General features: G+C 68.8%; 24 protein-coding genes and 1 riboswitch. Of the genes, 21 read left to right on the forward strand and 3 right to left on the reverse strand.

The annotated features are described in order from the left end of the window. The first annotated feature begins 33 nt into the window (after positions 1 to 33). On the forward strand, positions 34 to 1,554 hold the full coding sequence (locus tag ACFTSF_RS30070; protein ID WP_380157560.1) for a DNA polymerase Y family protein: 1,521 nt from the start codon (positions 34 to 36) through the stop codon (positions 1,552 to 1,554). Here the strand turns inward: ACFTSF_RS30070 and ACFTSF_RS30075 are convergent. Beyond that, the gene (locus ACFTSF_RS30075; RefSeq protein WP_380157562.1) at positions 1,545 to 2,738 is read right to left on the reverse strand and encodes an RNA polymerase sigma factor; all 1,194 of its coding nucleotides are present in this window, start codon (positions 2,736 to 2,738) and stop codon (positions 1,545 to 1,547) included. The genes ACFTSF_RS30070 and ACFTSF_RS30075 overlap by 10 nt on opposite strands. Beyond that, entirely contained in the window at positions 2,738 to 3,109 is a 372-nt protein-coding gene (locus ACFTSF_RS30080; protein WP_380157564.1) for a YciI family protein, read from the reverse strand. Before ACFTSF_RS30080 ends, ACFTSF_RS30075 begins: the two co-directional genes overlap by 1 nt. Before the next feature lie 172 nt (positions 3,110 to 3,281). On the opposite strand from ACFTSF_RS30080, the gene ACFTSF_RS30085 reads away from it, so the two are divergent. From ACFTSF_RS30085 to ACFTSF_RS30180, 20 genes are all read left to right on the forward strand, one after another. Continuing rightward, positions 3,282 to 3,878 (forward strand): CDP-alcohol phosphatidyltransferase family protein, encoded by a 597-nt coding sequence (locus ACFTSF_RS30085; protein ID WP_344158600.1) that lies wholly within the window; start codon positions 3,282 to 3,284, stop codon positions 3,876 to 3,878. 3 nt (positions 3,879 to 3,881) lie between these two features. Continuing rightward, a complete protein-coding gene (locus ACFTSF_RS30090) occupies positions 3,882 to 4,718 on the forward strand; it encodes a DUF881 domain-containing protein (protein ID WP_380157566.1) in 837 nt (278 codons plus the stop codon). Further along, positions 4,715 to 5,047, forward strand: a complete 333-nt coding sequence (locus tag ACFTSF_RS30095; RefSeq protein ID WP_131352136.1) for a small basic family protein — start codon at positions 4,715 to 4,717, stop codon at positions 5,045 to 5,047. Before ACFTSF_RS30090 ends, ACFTSF_RS30095 begins: the two co-directional genes overlap by 4 nt. 1 nt (position 5,048) lies before the next feature. Then, the gene (locus ACFTSF_RS30100; protein WP_380157569.1) at positions 5,049 to 6,182 is read left to right on the forward strand and encodes a DUF881 domain-containing protein; all 1,134 of its coding nucleotides are present in this window, start codon (positions 5,049 to 5,051) and stop codon (positions 6,180 to 6,182) included. A gap of 66 nt (positions 6,183 to 6,248) precedes the next feature. After that, the gene (gene gcvH, locus ACFTSF_RS30105) at positions 6,249 to 6,629 is read left to right on the forward strand and encodes a glycine cleavage system protein GcvH (protein WP_344158590.1); all 381 of its coding nucleotides are present in this window, start codon (positions 6,249 to 6,251) and stop codon (positions 6,627 to 6,629) included. A 120-nt stretch (positions 6,630 to 6,749) separates the two neighbouring features. Further along, positions 6,750 to 7,280 carry an FHA domain-containing protein gene (locus tag ACFTSF_RS30110; RefSeq protein WP_380157571.1) on the forward strand — a complete coding sequence of 177 codons (531 nt, stop codon included), beginning with the start codon at positions 6,750 to 6,752 and terminating at the stop codon, positions 7,278 to 7,280. After that, complete coding sequence (locus ACFTSF_RS30115; protein ID WP_344158586.1) at positions 7,267 to 7,926, forward strand: MerR family transcriptional regulator; 660 nt, start codon at positions 7,267 to 7,269, stop codon at positions 7,924 to 7,926. Before ACFTSF_RS30110 ends, ACFTSF_RS30115 begins: the two co-directional genes overlap by 14 nt. Positions 7,927 to 7,949: 23 nt before the next feature. Continuing rightward, a complete protein-coding gene (locus ACFTSF_RS30120) occupies positions 7,950 to 8,441 on the forward strand; it encodes a bifunctional nuclease family protein (protein WP_344158584.1) in 492 nt (163 codons plus the stop codon). A gap of 333 nt (positions 8,442 to 8,774) precedes the next feature. After that, on the forward strand, positions 8,775 to 9,395 hold the full coding sequence (locus ACFTSF_RS30125) for a MerR family transcriptional regulator (protein WP_380157574.1): 621 nt from the start codon (positions 8,775 to 8,777) through the stop codon (positions 9,393 to 9,395). Between the two features lie 21 nt (positions 9,396 to 9,416). Next, positions 9,417 to 9,507: riboswitch (glycine riboswitch) on the forward strand. Between the two features lie 79 nt (positions 9,508 to 9,586). Then, positions 9,587 to 12,433 carry an aminomethyl-transferring glycine dehydrogenase gene (gcvP, locus tag ACFTSF_RS30130; protein WP_380157576.1) on the forward strand — a complete coding sequence of 949 codons (2,847 nt, stop codon included), beginning with the start codon at positions 9,587 to 9,589 and terminating at the stop codon, positions 12,431 to 12,433. Positions 12,434 to 12,536: 103 nt separating this feature from the next. After that, positions 12,537 to 12,683 carry a hypothetical protein gene (locus ACFTSF_RS30135; RefSeq protein ID WP_380157578.1) on the forward strand — a complete coding sequence of 49 codons (147 nt, stop codon included), beginning with the start codon at positions 12,537 to 12,539 and terminating at the stop codon, positions 12,681 to 12,683. A 25-nt stretch (positions 12,684 to 12,708) separates the two neighbouring features. Continuing rightward, positions 12,709 to 12,852, forward strand: a complete 144-nt coding sequence (locus ACFTSF_RS30140; protein WP_380157580.1) for a hypothetical protein — start codon at positions 12,709 to 12,711, stop codon at positions 12,850 to 12,852. Positions 12,853 to 12,980: 128 nt separating this feature from the next. Then, positions 12,981 to 13,121, forward strand: a complete 141-nt coding sequence (locus tag ACFTSF_RS30145) for a hypothetical protein (protein WP_380157582.1) — start codon at positions 12,981 to 12,983, stop codon at positions 13,119 to 13,121. Between the two features lie 8 nt (positions 13,122 to 13,129). Continuing rightward, complete coding sequence (locus tag ACFTSF_RS30150; RefSeq protein WP_380157584.1) at positions 13,130 to 13,282, forward strand: hypothetical protein; 153 nt, start codon at positions 13,130 to 13,132, stop codon at positions 13,280 to 13,282. 18 nt (positions 13,283 to 13,300) lie between these two features. After that, the gene (locus ACFTSF_RS30155; RefSeq protein ID WP_380157586.1) at positions 13,301 to 13,462 is read left to right on the forward strand and encodes a hypothetical protein; all 162 of its coding nucleotides are present in this window, start codon (positions 13,301 to 13,303) and stop codon (positions 13,460 to 13,462) included. A gap of 12 nt (positions 13,463 to 13,474) precedes the next feature. After that, positions 13,475 to 13,642 (forward strand): hypothetical protein, encoded by a 168-nt coding sequence (locus tag ACFTSF_RS30160; protein WP_344158568.1) that lies wholly within the window; start codon positions 13,475 to 13,477, stop codon positions 13,640 to 13,642. A gap of 107 nt (positions 13,643 to 13,749) precedes the next feature. Continuing rightward, a complete protein-coding gene (locus ACFTSF_RS30165) occupies positions 13,750 to 13,884 on the forward strand; it encodes a hypothetical protein (RefSeq protein ID WP_380157588.1) in 135 nt (44 codons plus the stop codon). A gap of 6 nt (positions 13,885 to 13,890) precedes the next feature. Next, positions 13,891 to 15,129, forward strand: a complete 1,239-nt coding sequence (locus tag ACFTSF_RS30170; protein ID WP_380157589.1) for a lanthionine synthetase C family protein — start codon at positions 13,891 to 13,893, stop codon at positions 15,127 to 15,129. A gap of 11 nt (positions 15,130 to 15,140) precedes the next feature. After that, a complete protein-coding gene (locus ACFTSF_RS30175; RefSeq protein ID WP_380157591.1) occupies positions 15,141 to 18,038 on the forward strand; it encodes a lantibiotic dehydratase in 2,898 nt (965 codons plus the stop codon). Continuing rightward, positions 18,035 to 19,945, forward strand: coding sequence for an ABC transporter ATP-binding protein (locus ACFTSF_RS30180; protein ID WP_380157593.1), 1,911 nt, complete (start codon positions 18,035 to 18,037; stop codon positions 19,943 to 19,945). Before ACFTSF_RS30175 ends, ACFTSF_RS30180 begins: the two co-directional genes overlap by 4 nt. On the opposite strand, the gene ACFTSF_RS30185 is transcribed toward ACFTSF_RS30180, so the two are convergent. Continuing rightward, positions 19,893 to 20,540 carry a LuxR C-terminal-related transcriptional regulator gene (locus ACFTSF_RS30185; protein WP_380157595.1) on the reverse strand — a complete coding sequence of 216 codons (648 nt, stop codon included), beginning with the start codon at positions 20,538 to 20,540 and terminating at the stop codon, positions 19,893 to 19,895. The genes ACFTSF_RS30180 and ACFTSF_RS30185 overlap by 53 nt on opposite strands. Between the last annotated feature and the right edge of the window lie 54 nt (positions 20,541 to 20,594).

A 20,594-nucleotide genomic window follows, 5' to 3' on the forward strand; every position in this document is an offset into this window, starting at 1 on the left:
GGGCGGGAGGTTAGTCGGGTGATGGTGGTTTGGGTGCCGGACTGGCCTGTGGTGGCGGCAGGGGTGGGGGACGGGGCTGTTGCGGTGCTGGAGAAGGGGCGGGTGCTGGCTACTTCGGCGGCTGCTCGGCGGGAGGGGGTGCGGCGCGGGCAGCGGGCTCGGGAGGCGCAGGCGCGGTGTCCGGAGCTGGTGGTGGTGAAGTACGACGAGGTGGCGGATGCGCGGGCGTTCGAGCCGGTGGTGGAGTGTCTGGAGGTGTTGACGCCGGGGGTGCAGGTGATCCGGCCGGGGATGTGCGCGGTGAAGGCGCGCGGGCCGGCCCGGTTCTACGGGAGTGAGTCGGCGGCGGCGGAGAAGTTGCTGGACCGGCTCGAGACGTTCGAGGTGCCGGGTGGGCGGGTCGGGGTTGCGGATGGCCCGTTCGCGGCGGAGCAGGCGGCACGGGTGAGCTCGGAGCAGACCCGGGTGCTGGTGGTGCCGCCGGGCGAGTCGTCGAAGTTCCTCGCGCCGCTCAGCGTCGACGTACTCGAGCAGCCCACGCTCACCGGCCTGCTGCGTCGCCTCGGGTTGCGGTCGCTGGGTGCGTTCGCGCAGTTGGCTGCCGCCGAGGTGCTGACCAGGTTCGGCCCGGATGGTGCGTTCGCACATCAGCTGGCCCGCGGGGCGGACGACCGGCCGGTGGTGGCGCGGGAGGTGCCGCCGGAGCTCACCCGCACGCTCGAGTTCGAGCCGTCGGTGGACCGGGTCGACCAGGTGGCGTTCGCGGTCCGGTCGGTGGCCGACGAGCTGGTCGACCGGCTGACCGAGCTCGGCGGGGTGTGTACGACACTGCGGGTAGAGGTCGGTACCGAGTCCGGCCGGATCCACGAGCGCGAGTGGCTGCACCCCCGCTGGTTCACCGCGGCCGACGTGGTCGACCGGGTCCGCTGGCAACTCCAAGGCAGCGGTACGGCGACCAGTGGGCTCACCTCCCCGGTCACCCGGATCCGGCTAGTCCCCGAGCAGGTGGACCCGGTCGGAGCCCAGGCCGACGGCCTGTGGGGCGGCGGACCGGACGAGCGGATCCACCGCGCACTGTCCCGAGTCCAGAGCATGCTCGGCCACGGCGCTGTCGTCTCGGTGGTAGTCGGCGGCGGCCGCGGCTTCGCAGAGCGCCAAACCCTGGTCCCCTGGGGCGACCGCCCGGTCCCCGCTCATTCACCCGATCAACCCTGGCCCGGCGCGATCACCGCACTAGCCCCCACCACCGTCTTCTCCGAACCGCTCCCGGCCCAGGTCTACGCCGCCGACGGCACCCAGGTCTCGGTCACCGCCCGCGGCGACCTCACCGCCGTACCCACCGCCTTCCGCCTAGCCCCCGGCCGCCACGTCGCCGACAGCAACAAACTCCACCCCATCACCGCCTGGGCCGGCCCCTGGACGACCGAAGAACGCTGGTGGGACCCCGCCACCGCCACCCGCCAAGCCCGCTTCCAGTTCGTCACCGCCGACACCCGAGCCTGGCTCTTCACCCTCCACCAAGCCACCTGGCACCTCCAGGCCACCTACGACTGATCGAGGGCTTCGGCTCGGGAGTGGAGGTAGTGCTGTTCGGGGGTGCTTTGGGTTAGGCGGGCTGCCTGGAGGTAGGCGTCGCGGGCGGCGGGGGTGTCGCCGGACAGTTCTAGTAAGTGGGCTCGGACGGCGGCTACGCGGTGGTGGTTGGTGAGGGTGGGGTCGATGTCGTCCAGGAGGGTGAGGCCGGCGGCGGGGCCGTGGACCATGGCTACGGCGACTATGCGGTTGAGGGTGACCATGGGGCCGGGGGCGGTGGATTCGAGGAGTTCGTAGAGCATCAGGATCTGGCGCCAGTCGGTGTCGTCGGCGACTGAGGCCTCATCGTGTACGGCGGCTATGGCGGCCTGGAGTTGGTAGGGGCCGACGGGGGCGGACTTCAGGGTGGCCGCGATCAGGTCGGTGCCCTCGGCAATGGCTGCTGCATCCCAGAGGGAGCGGTCCTGGTCAGGGAGGGGAACTAGGTGGCCCTCGGGGGTGGTGCGGGCGGGGCGGCGGGCGTCGGTGAGGAGCATCAGGGCCAGCAGGCCGGCGACCTCACCTTCCGACGGCAGTTGCTCACGCAGTTGCCGGGTTAGGCGGATGGCTTCGGTGCTGAGCTCTACTCGGTGCAACGAGTCGCCGGACGATGCGGTGTAGCCCTCGTTGAAGATCAGGTAGAGGACGTGCAGTACGGCGGTCAGTCGGGCCGGCAGCTCGTCAGGTGGTGGCAGGGCGAACCGGGCGTCCTGCAGTTTGGCCTTCGCGCGGCTGATCCGCTGGCCGATAGTTGCCTCGGGCACCAGAAAGGCGCGGGCGATCTCGCCGGTGGTCAGACCGCCGACCGCGCGCAGAGTGAGTGCGACCTGCGACTGGGTGGTCAGGTCGGGGTGGCAACACAGCATCAGCAGGGTGAGCGAGTCGTCGACGGACGGCGCCGCTTCGGGCTCGGGCTGTACGCCGACCGCCTCCTCCCGCCGCTGTCGGGCCGCCTCACTGCGCAGTACCTCGATCCGCCGTCGCGACGCGACCGTGATCAGCCAACTGCGCGGATTCTCCGGTACGCCGTCGCTCGGCCACTGCATCGATGCCGCGAGCAACGCCTCCTGAACCGCATCCTCGCAGGCGTCGAAATCGCCGTACCGGCGCACGAGTGCGCTCAGCACCGACGGCGCCTGCGACCGCAGTACCTCCTCGAGCTGCATCACATGTACGCCGACAAGTCGCGCACCGGGCGCACTTCGACCACGCTGTACGGCGCCTCCGGGATCAGCGCGACGATCTCGGCCGCCCGCTCCATCGACTCGCAGTCGAGCAGGTAGAAACCGGCCAGCTGTTCCTTCACTTCGGCGAACGGGCCGTCGGTGGTCAGCGGCTTGCCGTCGCGGACCAGCACCTGTTTGGTCGCTGTCGGTTCGGCCAGCGACTCCGAAGCGAGCAGCTCGTTGCGCTCGGCCAAAGCTTCGTGCAGAGCCGCGTAACCGGCCATGCCCTCACGCTTCTGTTCGTCGGTCAGACCGTCCCACACTGCACGGGACTCCGGATTGCCATAGATCAGTACCAGGAACTTAGACACGGTCCAGTATCGATCGGATTACCGGTTTGCAGCAGCCATAGCGGGGGACTCGCCGAGGCGTTCAGGTGTAGAGGGCGTCCGGGGCATGCCCCGCCGCGTGGCCGGGCATGGCCCTGTCGGTGGGCCCAAGTACAGTTACAGCGACATTCAGGGGTGAGAGAGGAGGGGGCGCGTGCCGGACTTGGAAGTGTCCGACCGGGTGCTCACGATCCCGAACGCGCTCAGCTTCCTCAGGTTGCTGGGTGTGCCGCTGTTCCTGTGGCTGATCCTCGGACCGCACGAGGACGGCTGGGCGCTGCTGGTGCTGGCGATCTCCGGGTTCACGGACTGGGCCGACGGCCAGATCGCACGGCGGATGAACCAGACCACCCGGCTCGGGCAGATGCTCGACCCGGTGGCCGACCGGCTGTACATCTTCGCCACCGTGCTCGGTCTGGCGTTGCGCGACATCATCCCGTGGTGGCTGGCGATCGCCTTGCCGCTGCGCGACCTGTTGCTCACGTTCACCCTGCCGGCGCTGCACCGCCGCGGTTTCAACGCGCTGCCGGTGCACTTCCTCGGCAAGTCGGCGACCTTCTGCCTGCTCTACGCGTTCCCGCTGCTGCTGCTCGGTGACGGCGACAGCACGCTGAACCTGCTGGCCCGCGTCTTCGGCTGGGCGTTCGCGATCTGGGGGACGGCGCTCTACTACTGGGCCGGCGTGCTCTACTTCGAGCAGCTGCGGCACCTGATCCAAACAGTGAAACCGATCAGCGACACGGCTAGGTAGCCAGTGACCCAGCCCGCAACCAAGCCTCCTCCGCAGCGCCGCGTCGACGCCTCGATGTCGCTGCTGAACAACCTGATGGCGCACCCGATCGACGAGGGGTACGCCGTTGCCGCGCGGACCCAGCAGGACGGCAAGCCCGTCCGGTCGCGGCACCGGGTGATGCTCGCGGTGGCGGCGCTGGTGCTCGGCTTCCTGATCGCGGTCGCGGCCTCGCAGAACTACCGCAGTGCGCCGGAGGCGGAGAAGCAGCGCAAAGAGCTGATCGCCCGGATCAACCAGGCCGACACCCGGCTGACCGGGCTGCGCACCGACCAGTCACGGCTGGCCGACGAGGTCCGCCGGCTGCAGGCCGGGGGACTGACCAACGCGGACAACGGTGTGGCGCTGCAGCAGAAGCTGGATGACCTGGAGCTGCAGACCGGAGCGATCGCGGTCACCGGTCCCGGGCTCAAGGTCGTCGTCAACGACGCCAAGGACGCGGACAAGGAGGGCCGGCTGCTCGACGTCGACCTCCAGCAACTCGTCAACGGGTTGTGGACGGCCGGCGCGGAGGCGGTTTCGGTGAACGGTCACCGGCTCACGTCGATGACGGCGATCCGCGGTGCGGGCAGTGCGATCACTGTCGACTACAGCTCGCTGACCCCGCCGTACACGGTGCTGGCGATCGGCGACACCGGGACGCTGCCGGCCCGGTTCGCGCAGAGCTCGGGCGGCCAGTGGGTGCAGTACCTGGTCAGCAACTTCGATGTCCGGATGACGATCACGACGGAGGATTCCTTGCTGGTGCCGGCGGATGCGACCATCGCGCTGCGATACGCGAAGGTCGGTGGCTCGAAATGATCGCCGTACTCGGACTGGTCATCGGCGTGGTGATCGGGCTCCTGGTCGCCCCGGACGTCCCGGAGTGGGCGCAGCCGTACCTGCCGATCGCGGTGGTCGCGGCGCTGGACGCGGTGTTCGGCGCACTGCGCGCGTTCCTGGACGGGATCTTCGACGACAAGGTGTTCGTCGTGTCGTTCGTCTCCAACGTGCTGATCGCGGCGCTGATCGTCTACCTGGGTGATCAGCTCGGCGTCGGCTCACAGCTGTCCACCGGCGTGGTCGTCGTACTGGGCATCCGCATCTTCACCAACATGGCCGCGATCCGCCGCCACATCTTCCGGGCCTGACATGAGCGACGACAAACCGAACACCCCGGACCCGGAGAACCCCGCCCCCGACGACCAGCCCACGGTCATCGCCAGCTGGTGGGGCCAAGACGGCACCCCCGCCAAACCGGGTGAGCCGGCCAAGCCGGCCAAGCCTGGTGAGCCGGAGAAGACGCCGGCGAGTGAGCCGACAGCCGAGGAGCCGACGGCCAAGGAGCCGCCGGTAGCCGAGCACAAGCCGGATGAGCGTACGGCGGGGGAGCGGAAGGCGGATGCGTGGCAGGCTGCCGACCCGGCACCGCGGCCGCGGGCTGAGCATGCGAAGCCGCCGCGGTTCGATCCGCCGGTTACGCCCAAACCACCCGTCGAAGCGGAGCCGGAGCTTCCGGTCGAGCCGACGCCGATGCCGAAGAAGCCTCGGACGCCGAACCTCGCCGTACGGCGATTGAAGGCCGGGTTCAAGCCGTCGCGCGGTCAGGCGATCGTCGCGGTCGTGCTCGCGCTGGTGGCCTGTACGGCGGTCGTCCAGGTGCGCGTCAATCGCGCCGACGACGGGTACCAGAACGCGCGCCGTGAGGACCTGATCGCGATCCTCGACGGCCTCGGGCAGAACACCCGGCGGCTCGAGGGTGAGATCGCCGAGCTGGAGGAGCGGAAGAACACGCTGTCGTCCAGTGCCGACAAGGCGGAGACGGCCAAGCAGCAGGCGGAGGCGCAGATCCGCGCGCTCGGGATCCTCGCGGGGACGGTGCCCGCGCACGGACCCGGGGTGCGGATCACGCTGAACGACCCGCAGGGCAAGATGACGTCCAGCAACCTGCTGGACGCGATCGAGGAGCTGCGCGACGCCGGTGCCGAGGCGATCCAGATCAACGGGACGGTGCGGGTGGTGGCCAGTACCGACTTCGTCGACGACGCCCCCGGGATCAAGATCGACGGGATCAAGGTGAACTCGCCGTACGTGATCGAGGCGATCGGCGACTCGCACAGCCTGGCCGAGGCCTCCAACTTTCCCGGTGGGCTGGTCAGTGAGGTGACCGGTCCCCAGGTGGGCGGTACGGCGGACGTGAACGAGGAGACCAACGTCGCCATCACTGCCTTGCACGCGCAAGAAGAGCATCGCTACGCTCGCCCGGCGCCCAGCCCATCCAAGTAGGCACAGTCAAGTAGTCAAAGCCCGTCAAAGTAACGTCCAGTCCGGCTTCGAGAAAGAGGAACGACGGTGTACCCCGAAGACCTGAAGTACACGGCCGAGCACGAGTGGGTGAAGGCCGGCGAGGGCCCGGTGCGGGTCGGAATCACCGACTTCGCGCAGGACGCGCTCGGTGACATCGTGTACGTCCAGCTCCCCGAGGTCGGCAGCGTGGTGCGCGCCGGCGACTCCTGTGGCGAGCTCGAGTCGACCAAGAGCGTCAGCGACCTGTTCGCCCCGGTGAACGGGACCGTGCGGGCCGTCAACGAGGCCCTGGCCGACCAGCCCGACCTGGTCAACACCGACCCGTACGGCGAGGGCTGGCTGCTCGACATCGAGGTCGACGACGACGCCGAGGTCGACGCCCTGATGGACGCCGAGACCTACCAGGGCCAGCTCGACCCGAGCTAGGGCGTCACTGATAGGTTTACCGGACCTCAACCGCTGATCGAGGGTTGGGGTCCGGGTCCACACTGTAACCACGGGGTCTACGACACAACGTCGCCTAACGGCGATCGGGAGGATCACAGCATGCCGTTCTGCAACCAGTGCGGGCACGAGAACTCCGAGGGCAGCCGCTTCTGCTCGCAGTGCGGAGCCATGCTCCCTGGGGCGGACCGGCCGGCCGCCGCGACGCCGACGCCGGGTGTCACCGACACCGCGATGCTGACGCCGATCAGCGCCGAGCCGGAGACCGAGCGCTTCGACCAGGGCGAGCCGCTGTCGGCCGACGACCAGGCCGCGGTCGGTGCACTGCCGGCCGGATCGGCGTTGCTGATCGTGCAGCGCGGCCCGAACGCGGGGTCGCGGTTCCTGCTCGACGTCGACGTGGTCACCGCAGGCCGGCACCCGGACAGCGACATCTTCCTCGACGACGTGACGGTGTCCCGCCGGCACGCCGAGTTCCGCCGCGACGCGTACGGCGTCAAGGTCCGCGACGTCGGCAGCCTGAACGGGACCTACGTGAACCGGGACCGGATCGACGAGGTCCAGCTGAGCAACGGTGACGAGGTCCAGATCGGCAAGTACCGGCTGGTCTACTACGCCAGTGGCCAAGCCTGAGCTCTCGATCGGCGAGGTCCTGCAGATCCTGCAGGCCGAGTTCACCGATGTCACCATCTCCAAGATCAGGTTCCTCGAGGCCGAGGGGCTGGTGACACCGGCGCGCACCGCGTCGGGCTACCGCAAGTTCAGCGCGGGTGATGTGGAGCGGCTGCGCTACGTGCTGACCGCGCAACGTGACCAGTACCTGCCGCTGAAGGTCATCAAGGAGCACCTCGGTGCGATCGACCGCGGTCTGCGCCCGGCGGCCGGTGGACCGCCGATCGCCCCCAGTACGCCGGCCTCCGGGCCGGCCGCCGACGACTTCGGTGCCACCGGCACCGATCTGCGGCTGACCAAGGCGGAGCTCTGCGCGGCCGCCGGAGTCAGTACGGCGTTGCTCGCCGAGCTGGAGAGTCACGGCCTGATCGTGGCCGAGGGCAAGCATTACGGCGGCGACGCGATCGTCGTCGCCCAAGTCGCCGCCGAACTGGCGACGTACGGCATCGAACCGCGCCACCTGCGCCCGTTCCGCACCGCGGCCGACCGCGAGGTAGGACTCATCGAGCAGGTCACCGGCCCCCGCCGTACCGACCAAACCCAAGAGTTGGCAGCCCTCACTGTGCGGTTGCACACGGCACTGGTGAGATCCCGGCTGCCGCACTGACCACCGCGGAGTAGGCTGAAGGTGTGCGCGAAGTCGACGTAGTCGGAGTCCGGGTCGAGATGCCCTCGAGTCAGCCCATCGTGCTGCTCCGGGAGGTCGGCGGCGAGCGGTACCTGCCGATCTGGATCGGTGCGGCCGAGGCGAGTGCGATCGCTTTCGCCCAGCAGGGGATGGAGCCACCGCGGCCGCTGACGCACGATCTGTTCGCGGAGACGATCCGGGTGCTCGGGCACACGCTGAGTCAGGTCCGGATCGTGAACCTGACCGACGGGGTGTTCGAGGCGATCCTGGTCTTCGACGACAAGACCGAGATCTCGGCCCGCCCGTCGGACTCGATCGCGATCGCGCTGCGCACCGGTACGCCGGTGTTCTGCACCGAGGAGATCCTCGCCGAGGCCGGGATCCCGGTCCCGGAGAGTGAGACCGAGGCCGACGAGGTGCAGGAGGAAGAGGAGGTCGAGCGCTTCCGCGAGTTCCTCGACCAGGTCACCCCGGAAGACTTCGACAAGAGTTAGGGGGTGTCACGCGGCCCCACGCCTACTGCGCTGCACTCGGCACGGCATCTCGCCGCACTGGTGCAAAGCGAAAGATGCTCCGCATCTACCCCTTCGCCCCAGCACACCGAGCTACCGCACCGAGCACATGCTCGCTACGGCGCGGGACCACGCGACACCCCCTGACCCTCAAGACCGGGAAGGTAACGATTCGTCTGGGAGTCGCGACACGCTAGCCGCTCGGAGCGGTTGTCGTTGACCCTCCCAGGTCGGCGGCTTACCGTGAAGGAGTCGTGGGGAACTGTTACTCCACGGAGATGGCTCGTTCCAGTCGGTATCCAGGGAGGCTCAGGCGTGACACGCACCGGCGACACGGATCTGACGGCGCAGTCGACGTCCGAAGCACGCGCCGAGGCGGCCGCCACTGCCGGCGTTCAGGGTCTGCTGTTCGACGACGACCTGCGGCCGATGCCGGAGGATGTCGGGTTCCGTGGGCCGACGGCCTGCGCTGCGGCCGGGATCACCTACCGCCAGCTCGACTACTGGGCGCGGACCGGCCTGGTCTCCCCGTCGGTGCGCCCGGCGACCGGCTCCGGCACCCAGCGGTTGTACGGTTTCCGTGACGTCTTGTTGCTGAAGGTGATCAAGCGGCTGCTCGACGCCGGGATCTCGCTGCAGCAGATCCGGACCGCGATCGCCCACCTGAGCAAGCGCGGGATCGACGACCTGACCCAGATCACGCTGATGAGTGACGGCGCGTCGGTCTACATGTGCACCTCGCCGGACGAAGTGATCGACCTGCTGGCCGGTGGCCAGGGAGTGTTCGGGATCGCCCTCGGCGGTGTCTGGCGCGAGGTCGAGGGGTCGCTGTCCGAGCTGCCCACCGAGCGTGCCGACGGTCACGGCGAGGGCGAGGACGAGTCCCACGCCAGCGACGAGCTGGCTGCCCGCCGCCGGGCCCGCGCAGCCGGCTGAGGTACTCTGCTCTGTAGCTGTTCACCGCACTCGGGAGAGACCCGTTCACACCGGGCGCCGAAGGGGCAATTCCTCCCCGGAACCTCTCAGGCCCATGGACCGGGTGCGTCAGGCAACTCTGAAGCGTGCACTCGTGCGTGACAGAGGGGGAGGCCACCCGGAAGCTACTGCAAGCAACGGAGCCTCTTTCGATGACCGAAATCTCTGCAATCTTCGCCGACCGGCACATCGGGCCCCGCCCCGACGAGGTCGCGCGGATGGTCGAACTCCTCGGGTACGCCGACGTCGACGCGCTCGCGGATGCCGCCGTACCGGCCTCGATCCGGTCCACCGAACCGCTGCGCCTCCCGGAGCCGGCCTCCGAGGTCGACGCGCTGACCGAGTTGCGCCAGCTCGCGGCCCGCAACAACGTCGCGACCTCGATGATCGGGCAGGGCTACTACGGCACCTTCACGCCGTCGGTGATCGTCCGCCGCCTGGTCGAGAACCCGGCCTGGTACACGGCCTACACGCCGTACCAGCCGGAGATCTCGCAAGGTCGGCTTGAAGCGCTCCTGAACTTCCAGACCGTCGTGTCCGACCTGACCGGTCTGCCGACCGCCAACGCGTCGCTGCTCGACGAGGGCACCGCGGCCGCCGAGGCGATGACGCTGGCCCACCGCTCGAACCGGCAGTCGTCGATCAAGGGGGCAAAGTCGAACCGCTTCCTGGTCGACTCCGACTGCTTCGCACAGACGATCGCGGTCGTCGAGACCCGCGCCGAGGCGCTGGGCATCGAGGTCGTCGTCGCCGACACCACCGTCGGTCTGCCCGAGGGCGACTTCTTCGGCTTCCTGGTGCAGTACCCGGGTTCCGGCGGTGCTGTCCGTGACCTCAAGCCGCTGATCGCCGCCGCGCACGAGCGCGAGACGCTGGTCGCGGTCGCCTCCGACCTGCTCGCGCTGACGTTGCTCGAGGCACCGGGGGAGGCCGGCGCCGATATCGTCATCGGCTCTTCGCAGCGCTTCGGCGTACCGCTCTTCTACGGCGGTCCGCACGCCGGCTTCATGTCGGTCCGCGCCGGACTCGAGCGGTCGCTGCCCGGTCGGCTGGTCGGTGTCTCGGTCGACGCCGACGGCGCCCCGGCGTACCGGCTCGCGCTGCAGACGCGTGAGCAGCACATCCGTCGCGAGAAGGCGACCTCCAACATCTGTACGGCGCAGGTCCTGCTGGCCGTCGTTGCGTCCATGTACGCCGTGTACCACGGACCGGATGGGCTGCAGGCGATCGCCGGTCGCGTGCACGGTTTCGCGGGCAAGCTGGCCGCGTCGCTGCGTGCCGGTGGTGTCGACGTCGTGCACGGCGACTTCTTCGACACCGTGCTGGCCCGCGTCCCCGGTGCCGCCGCGGACGTCGTCGACGCCGCCCGGCAGAACGGCATCTGGCTGCGCCAGGTCGACGCTGACCACGTAGGCATCTCCTGTGACGAGAAGACCGATGTCGCCGCGCTGACCCGGGTCTGCCAGTCCTTCGGCGTCCAGTACGACGACACGCTGGCCGCGCCCGAGATCGCCGTACCGCGGACGTCGGAGTACCTGACGCACCCGGTCTTCAACACGCACAAGTCCGAGACGTCGATGCTGCGCTACCTGCGCAAACTGTCCGACAAGGACTACGCGCTCGACCGCGGCATGATCCCGCTCGGCTCGTGCACGATGAAGCTGAACGCGACCACCGAGATGGAAGCGGTCACCTGGCCCGAGTTCGCCGATATGCACCCGCTGGCGCCGATCGAGGACGCCGCCGGGTACGTGAAGCTGATCGGTCAGCTGGAGCGCTGGCTGGCCGAGGTCACCGGGTACGCGAAGGTGTCCATCCAGCCGAACGCGGGTTCGCAGGGTGAGCTCGCCGGTCTGCTGGCGATCCGCGGCTACCACCGGGCCCAGGGCAACGAGGACCGCAACGTCTGCCTGATCCCGGCGTCGGCGCACGGCACCAACGCGGCGTCGGCCGTGATGGCCGGGATGAAGGTTGTTGTTGTCAAGGGCAACGACGACGGCACGATCGACCTGGACGACCTGCGCGCCAAGGCCGCCGAGCACGCGGACAAGCTGGCCGCGATCATGATCACCTACCCGTCCACCCACGGGGTGTACGAGGAGAGCGTCACCGAGGTCTGCCGGATCGTTCACGAGGCCGGCGGCCAGGTGTACGTCGACGGTGCGAACCTGAACGCGTTGCTGGGTCTCGCGAAGCCGGGCCAGTTCGGCGGCGACGTGAGCCACCTGAACCTGCACAAGACCTTCTGCATCCCGCACGGCGGCGGTGGCCCGGGCGTCGGCCCGGTCGCGGTCGCGGCGCACCTCGCGCCGTACCTGCCGAACCACCCGCTGCTCGACCAGGCCGGGCCCGAGTCCGGTGTCGGTCCGATCAGTGCGGCGCCGTTCGGCTCGGCCGGTGTGCTGGCGATCTCGTGGGCGTATATCCGGATGATGGGTGGCGAAGGTCTGACCGCGGCCACGAAGGCCGCCGTACTGACCGCGAACTACGTCGCCAAGCGCCTCGAGGGCGCCTTCCCGGTCCTCTACACCGGCGAGAACGGCCTCGTCGCCCACGAGTGCATCCTCGACCTGCGCCCGATGACCAAGGAGACGGGTATCACCGTCGACGATGTCGCGAAGCGCCTGGTCGACTACGGCTTCCACGCCCCGACCATGTCCTTCCCGGTCGCCGGCACCCTGATGGTCGAGCCCACCGAATCCGAAGACCTCGTCGAGCTCGACCGCTTCTGCGACGCGATGATCGCCATCCGCCACGAGATCGACCGAGTAGCCGCCAACGAATGGCCGGCCGACGACAACCCGCTGGTCAACGCCCCGCACACCGCAGCCTCGGTCATCAACGACAAGTGGGAACACGCCTACACCCGTGAAGAGGCCGCCTTCCCACAGTCGGTCGACCGAGCCTCGAAGTACTGGCCCCCCGTCCGCCGCATCGACGGCGCCTACGGCGACCGCAACCTGATCTGCTCCTGCCCGTCCCCGGAGTCCTTCGAGTAACCCCTTCGCAACACCCTCTCCCAAGGCCGTCTGCTGACCCCAGCAGGCGGCCTTGAAACGTCTATGTCACGCCCATGACAGGCCCCTGCCCAACCCTCGCCCCATGACGACAACCACGAACGACTACGACCTCGACATCCGCCTGGGAGCTGCTGACTGGCGGTTGGGCGCGGAGGCCGCGACCGAGCCGACGACGACCTACCAGACCACGGGCGAACGCGTCTGCTGCACCGACTACTGCTGCGACTGAGCAGCACGACCGAAGGAGTACAACCATGCCCATCGGCATCGACGAGTTCGACCTCGACATCCGCCTGAGCGAACCGACGCCGTACGACGTTCCGGATCCGGTGTCCTACTTCACCACGCGGCCGACCAAGACCAGTCCGTGCTGCACCGACTTCTGCTGCCCCGGCTGAGCCCGTTCGGGCACTCCGGGAACGACCGGGAATTTGTCCCGGTCGTTCCCGGGCGGCGTCTCTGTCGTCCTGGGGAGGGCCGCGCGCAGGGTGGATGACAGCACACCTCATCCACCTGGAGGACCATCATGACGACCGCAACCGGTGACGAGTTCGATCTCGACATCCGCGTGGCGCCGCAGTTCGGGTACGACCTTCCCGAGTTGCCGTCGACCCACACGAGCCGCCCGAGCGGCGAAACGTGCTGCTCCGACAACTGCTGCGATTGAGGGACGACATGCCAACAGCGACCAACGAGTTCGATCTCGACATCCGGCTCGGGCGGTACGACGCGGACAGCCCTGCCGAGGCGGCGACCAGGTTTCCGGTCACGCGCGTCGGGAGCCAGGACTTCTGCTGCACGGACAACTGCTGCACGGTGAACTGCTAGCCCATCAAGGAGGAACCGGTGACCACAGCACTTCTCGACGAGTTCGATCTTGACATCCGGCTCGAGGTGATCGATCCGCAGCGGATCGGTACGCCGATGATGGCGACCAGCCGGCCGTGGTCGGAGCCGTGCTGCAGCCACAGTTGCCCGATCGAGTGCAAGCCGTCCGTCGACTGCTGAATCGGAGGAAACATGCCTACCGCAACTCTTGACGAGTTCGACCTGGACATCAAGCTCGCACCGGCCTGGCGGCCGCGGATCGACCAGCCGATGCTGTCCGGGACCCGGCCGGACTCGGAGCAGGTTTGCTGCACCGACTCCTGCCCGATCAATTGCCAGACGACGACGCAAGTCTGCTGAAACGAAAGAGGCAGCATCCGGCTGCCGAAGGCGCAGTCCCGGGGTATCGCACTGGTGTCCCGGGGCGGGCGCTCGGATCATGGACGAAACCGATGAAGGGGAGAAAGATGCCGACAGCAACTATCGATGAGTTCGAGCTCGACATCCGGCTGCAGGAGCTCCGGGCTGAGCAGCTGAGCGCCGAGAAGTACCCGCCGCCGACCATCCCACTCAACTGCACGACCTCGAAGTACTGCGACTGAGTGCCGATGCCTACAGCAACCAGCACCGGCTGGCAGCCGGTGCTGAGTGCGGAGTTGCGGGCGGCGGCAACCGCGCGGGCCTTCGAGGTGGCTGAGCGGTTGAGGGGGCGGAGCGAGCGGGAGCCGGGGCTGGATGGCTCGGCGGGTACGGCGTTTCTGTTCGGGCAGCTGGATCGCATCGCTCCCGGCGAGGGGTGGGACCAGCACGCGCACGCGGCGCTCACGGATGCGGTTCGCGGTACCGAGAGCACCGGGCGGAATCACCCCGGGCTGTTCGTCGGGACCAGCGGGCTCGCGGCCGCGGCCACCTATCTGTCGCGGGAGGGCAGCCGGTACGGCGGTTTGCTCGCGACGCTGGACGAGCAGGTCGCGCAGGCGACGGCGGAACTGTCGGAGCGGTTCGTTAAGAAGCCCGCTCGTCAGCCGTACGAGGACTTCGACGCGATCTGCGGTCTGGCCGGCCTCGACCGCTACCTGTTGTCGCGGGAGCGGCCGGAGTTGGCCGGTCTCGTAGCGCTGTGCGACTCGGGACCGGACGATCCGAACTGGTTCACACCGCCGGAGGCGATCCGCAAGGACACTGCCATCGCAGAGTGGTACCAAGGCGGCGTCTACAACCTTGGGCTCGCCCACGGCATCCCGGGACCGCTGGCGGTGCTGTCGGTCGCTTACTCGCAGGGGTACGTCGTACCTCGGCACGCAGAGGCGATCGCGCGGACTGCCGAATGGCTGGCCGCGCAGCGGTTCGACGACGAGTGGGGTGCGAACTGGCCTGCGTGTCTGACACCTGGTGGGTCGCCGGACTCGTCCCAGGCTGCTTGGTGCTACGGCAGTCCAGGGGTGGCGAACACGCTCCTGCTGGCGGGCAATGCGATCGGTGACGACAAGCTGCGGGAGCTGGCGATCGAGGCGATGGCCGCGCTGTACCGCCGGCCGTGGTCGGCGCGGCTGACCGGGCAGTCACCTGGTCTGTGTCACGGGGTCTCCGGTCTGCTGCAGATCACTGTGCGGTTCGCCAACGACACCGGAGAGCCGCTGTTCACCGAGGCAGCCACCGAGCTGACCGAGCACCTGCTCGACCTGTACCGGCCGGAGCTGGCGACCGGCTATTACTCACGCAAATCGACCGGTGAGCTGCGCGAGCACGCAGGACTGCTGGACGGCGCTGCCGGTGTCGCACTGGCATTGCTGGCGGCCAGTACGCCGGTTGAGCCGGCCTGGGATCACGTATTGCTGCTGAGCTGAGGGGGAGCCGCATGTTTCGGCCGTTGGACTGGGTCATGGTGCGTACGCCGCTACTTCCGGTCGAGGCGTTCCTTGACCCGCCGACGGCGGTTGCGCCGGGCACCGAGCTGCCGGCGGATCCGCGCATCCAGCGTGCGCTGGCTGTCGGGGCCGGTGACCTCTCACGGGCGCTGGGCAAACCGCCCACCACCGAGAAGGCGTTGCGGCGGATGCGCAGTAGCCTGCAGCGCTATCTGATCCGGATGTCGACGCGACCCACGCCGTACGGGACGTTCGCAGGGGTCGCGGTGGCGGAATGGGGTGACACGACAGACCTGGCGCTGACCACCGAGCCCGCACGAGTCAGGACGCGCCCAGACATGGGCTGGCTGCTCGAGCTGATCGCCGAGTTGGAGCAGAAGCCGGATGTCCGTGCCGGCTTGCGCTGGTACACCAACCCGGCCGCTAGCTTCCACGCGGACCGGCTGTTCCTTTCCGAGCGTGCTGTCCTCACTGACCCCGCCGAAGCCGGCCGCGCGGTGAACCTTCGGGCCACTCCGGTCGTGCGCGCTGCCCTCGAAGCCGCCCGCACACCTGTCCCGTACGACGACCTGGTCGGCGCACTCGTTGCGAACGGCGCACCGCGCGACAAGGTGGAAGGCCTGCTGCAGCAACTCTGGGAGCAGACTGTCCTACTGACCGACCTGCGCCCGCCGGTCACGATCTCGGACCCGGCCAAGTACGTCGTCGACCGGCTAGCGACCGTACCGGCCGCCCGGGCTGAGGCAGCCGCGCTGGCCGAGCTGCTGGACGACGCCGCCGAGTGGGACGGGCTGGACGTTGAGCAGGCCGCCGCGCAGTACCCGAAGCTGGTTGCGAAGGCGAAGACCCTGCGGGACTCGCCCACGCAGTTCCAGACCGACATGGCACTCCCACTCACCGGCCGGGTCACACGGGAGGTGGCGGAGGAGTCGGCCCGGTTGGCCGAGCTGCTGGCACGACTGTCGCCGTCCGCGGCCGGTGTGTCCTCCCTGGACGGCTACCGGAACCTGTTCGAGGACCGCTACGGCCGGGACCGCGAGGTGCCGCTGCTCGAGCTCCTCGACCCGGAGCGAGGTCTCGGCGTACCGCCACGCCCCGAGCGTCTCGAGCCGACCGATGAGCAGAAGCGCCGCAATCGAACGTTGGTCGACCTCGCTCTCGATGCGCTGAAGGACGGCCGCGCGGCGGTGGAGCTGGATGACGCGACCCTGGAGAAGCTCACCCTGGGCTCGCGACCGGCACCCGATTCGCTCGATCTGTCGGTGTTCGTGGTGGCCGGCTCCGCGGCCGCTCTGGATGCCGGCGACTTCCGTTTGGCGATCGGGCCCAACGTCGGTGGTGGCGCGGCCGGGCGCGTGCTGGGCCGGTTCGCCGATCTGGTCGGGGTGGAGCCCCTGCAGGCAGCGGCCGCCGCCGAGGCTGCGGTGAACCCGGAGGTGCTGCGTGCCGAGGTGAGCTACCTCGCGCGCCACGTCCGGTCGGCCAACGTCAGCATCCGTCCGCTGGTCCGCGAACGCGAGATCGCCCTCACGACCACACCTGGCGAACACCAGTTGCCGCCGGACGAGCTGGTCGTCGGCCTCAGCGGCGGCCGGTTCGTCCTGCGCTGGGCCGTCGACGGTCGCGAGGTCGTTCCGTGCGCCGGGCACATGCTGAACACCGTGGGCGCACCGGAGATCGTGCGTTTCCTGGAGCAGGTCTTCCACGATGGCCGGCTGGTGGGCCTGAGCTTCAACTGGGGAGCTGCGGCGGACTTCGCGTTTCTCCCGCGGGTGCAGCGCGGCCGACTGGTTCTGTCGCCCGCGATGTGGCGAGTGGAGCCCGCGGACCTGACCGACTTCGCGGCCTGGCGAGAACGCTGGCAGCCCCCGCGCTACGTGTACCTGGCCGTCTCCGACAACCGGCTGCTGCTCGACCTGGACAACCCGACGCACATCGAGCAGCTGCAGGACCAGGTCCGTGAGCAAGCCGTGTTGCACGAGGCTCTGCCCGCACCAGGTGATGCCTGGGTCACTGGGCCGGACGGCAACTACTTCAGCGAGCTGGTGGTGCCGCTGGTGCTCGACAAGCCAGTGGTGCAACCAGCGCGCCGCCGGTTGCCGGTACGGCGTTCTGAGACCGTACGGCGGTTGCACCCGCCGGGGAGCGATTGGTTGTTCGCGAAGCTGTACCACGTCCCGGCGTACGAGGACGATCTGATCGCGCATGCGCTACATGACTTCGGAGCAGAGTTGTGGTTCTTCATGCGGTACGTCGATCCGGACCCGCACCTGCGGGTTCGGTGGCGCGGTCAGCCGGATGCACTGGGCGTCTTGCAGTGGGGCGCGCAGCTGGTGGAAGACGGGTACTGCAAGCGGTTCGGGCTGGACACGTACGACCAGGAGGTCGAGCGGTACGGCGGTCCGGTCGGGATGGAGTTGGCCGAGCAGCTGTTCCATGCGGACAGCGAGTTGGTGGCCGAGCTGCTGCGGCAACGGCGGACGCTCGACATGTCGTTGCTCGGGGTCTACACGGTGGACGCTCTGCTTGCCGCACTCGGCTATGACGTGGCTGAACGTGAGGCGTTATGCCGAAGCGGCGTTGAGGATCGCAAGGCGACTGCCGACGAGTTCCGGAAGGAGCAGAACGCCTTGCGGGCTGTGCTCGGTGACCCGGACTGGTTGCCTGCGTCAGCGCGGCCAGCAATCAAAACCTGGTCAGAGCGGATCGCGAGCATCACCCCGCGCCTGGCAGACGCTGACGTTAGCAAGGACGTGCTGGCACAGAGCTATGTGCACATGCACTGCAATCGTCTGCTGGGCTGTGGGCATCCGCCGGAGCAGCGGGTGCGTGGGCTGTTGGTGCGCACGCGGGAGAGTCTGGCCCGGGCGCCGTGGCGGCAGCGGTGACTCGACCGCTGGTCGGCGTCGACGAGGTGACCGCACCAGACTGGTTGCAGATCGGCCAGCAGGCAGCGGGAAGCGGTCTGCGCACCGCACTGCGCTCGCTGCCAGGTGCGGTCACGCTGGTGAGCTCGCTGGCCTGGCGCACCTCGCGTCGACTGACACTGGCTGTGGTGGTGCTCCAGTTGGCGGCCGGTTGTGTGGCAGCGTTCGGATTGCTCGCCACCGCCGACGTACTGACTGCGTTGCTGGCAGGTGGTCCCACACCCGACCGGCTCGTTGCTGCACTGCCCGCGGTCGCCCAACTGGTCGCACTCCTCTCGGGCCGAGCGATCTTGGATGCGTTGGGCGGAGCGGCCCAGTCGGCGTTGCGGCCGCGGATCGAGCAGGCCGCGCAGCATGAGCTACACAGGGCGGTTGCCGACGTCTCGCTGATCGCGTTCGAGGACAGCGAGTACGTCGACCTGCTGCGGCAGGGGCAGGAGCGCGGAGTCCGCAGTATCGAGATCAGCGTTCGCGGTGTCACCGATCTGGCCAAGTCGATGATCCAGCTGGTGGCAGCGGTGGTGACAGCCGGCCTGCTACACCCCCTGCTGGCACCGCTGGTCCTGTTCGCCGTCGTACCGGAGATGCTCGCGTCCGCACGCGCCGTGCAGCTGCAGTACCACTCGTTTCTGCGGATGGTCTCGCTGCGTCGCCGTCAGTCGATTGCCAGCGGACTGCTCACCGGCCGGGCGACCGCAGCCGAGATGCGGGCGTGCACAGCAGGTCCTGCTCTGTTGGCCGAGTACCTCCGGATCAGCACGCGCCTCACCAAGGAGGCGCAGCGCGTCGAGATGGCGAAGTCCGGCGTCAACCTGGTTGGACGCGCAGTGGCCGGTCTCGGTACGGCGATCGGCTTCGGCGTGCTCGGTCTGATGCTGTACGCCGACTGGCTGCCACTCGCCCTTGCCGGGACTGCTGTGATGGCGATGCGCCTCGCTGGGACCGCACTGTCGAACTCGATGGCCGGCGTCACGCAGATCTACGAGAACTCGTTGTACATCGACCTGTACACGACCCTGCTCCAGCAGACTCGCCGCCACACCACCCCAGTGACCGGCAAGACCGCACCCAGCGACCCGCGGCGGATCAGTCTCGAGGCGGTCAGCTTCACCTACCCCGGTCAGCCGGAGCCGGCGCTGCGCGACCTCAACCTGGTCATCCGCAAGGGCCAGACCGTCGCACTGGTCGGTGAGAACGGCTCTGGCAAGACCACTCTGGCCAAGCTGCTCACCGGCCTCTACGCGCCCAACGAGGGACGGGTGTGCTGGAACGGCATCGACCTGGCGACGGTCGACGCGCACACCGTGCACGACCGGATCGCCATCGTCGCGCAAGACCCCGCCCGCTGGCCGATGTCGGCGTACGACAACATCCGCATCGGCCGGCTGGAATCACCGAACGACTTGGACCAGGCGCTCGCTGGGTCCGGCGCCGACGAGGTGATCGCCGAGCTGCCGGCCGGCGGCGACACCGTGCTGTCGCGGGAGTTCAAGGCCGGTCGTGACCTGTCCGGCGGTCAGTGGCAGCGGATCGGTCTGGCCCGCGGTCTGTACCGCGACGCGCCGATCCTGGTCGCCGACGAACCGACGGCGGCCATGGACGCCCGCGCCGAACAGGCGGCGTTCGAATCGCTGCGGCGGATCGGCACCGGGCGGACCAAGATCCTGATCACGCACCGCCTCGTCAACGTCCGGTACGCCGACCTGATCGTCGTACTGGAGCACGGCCGGATCGTCGAGCAGGGGAGTCACGCCGAGTTGCTGGCGCGAGGCGGTGTGTACGCCGGGCTGTACGAACTGCAGGCGTCGGCCTACCTCAGCCCAGACCCTCGTGCCGAGCCCGAGCGGCTGCTTCGGCCCGCGAACTGACGCCCAGCTTGGCGAAGATCGCCGAGAGGTGGTTGCTGATCGTTTTCGGCGCCAGGCCGAGGCGCTGTGCGATCGCGGAGTTCGGCAGGTTCTCCGTGATCAGAGCCAGTACGTCGCGCTCGCGACCGGTGAGGCCGGAGAGCTGACCGGAGTCCCGGACCGCGCAGCCGACCAGTCCGCTCAGTCGCCGGGCGACGGTGGGGCCCAGCACGGCCTCACCAGCCGCGACACCGCGAATCGCGCGCAGGATGCTGTCGTGCGGAGCGTCTTTGAGCACGTAGCCCAGTGCGCCCGCCTGAAGTGCCGAGACGATCGACTCGTCCGCATCGCTCATCGTGAAGATCAGGATCCGGGTGTGCGGTGCGGAGCGGAGAATCTCGGTGACGGTGCGCCGACCGAGGTCGAGGTCCAGGACGACGACGTCCGGCCGGTACATCAGGACGGCGCGCACGGTGTCGCCGTACGACTCTGCCTCCGCGGCGACGTCGACGTCGGGGATGGCCTGGAGGACGGCGCGCAGGCCGCTGCGGATCACCGGATGCGCGTCGGCGAGTACCACCCGAAGCGCCTCCGGAGCGACTTGTTCTGCGGCCACCTGGCGTTCACCTCCCCGACGAGTAAAGCCGACAGCACACCGTGATCACCCCGT

The sequence above is a fragment of the Kribbella sp. NPDC056951 genome, from assembly GCF_042674205.1.
Classification (GTDB): Bacteria; Actinomycetota; Actinomycetes; order Propionibacteriales; family Kribbellaceae; genus Kribbella; species Kribbella yunnanensis.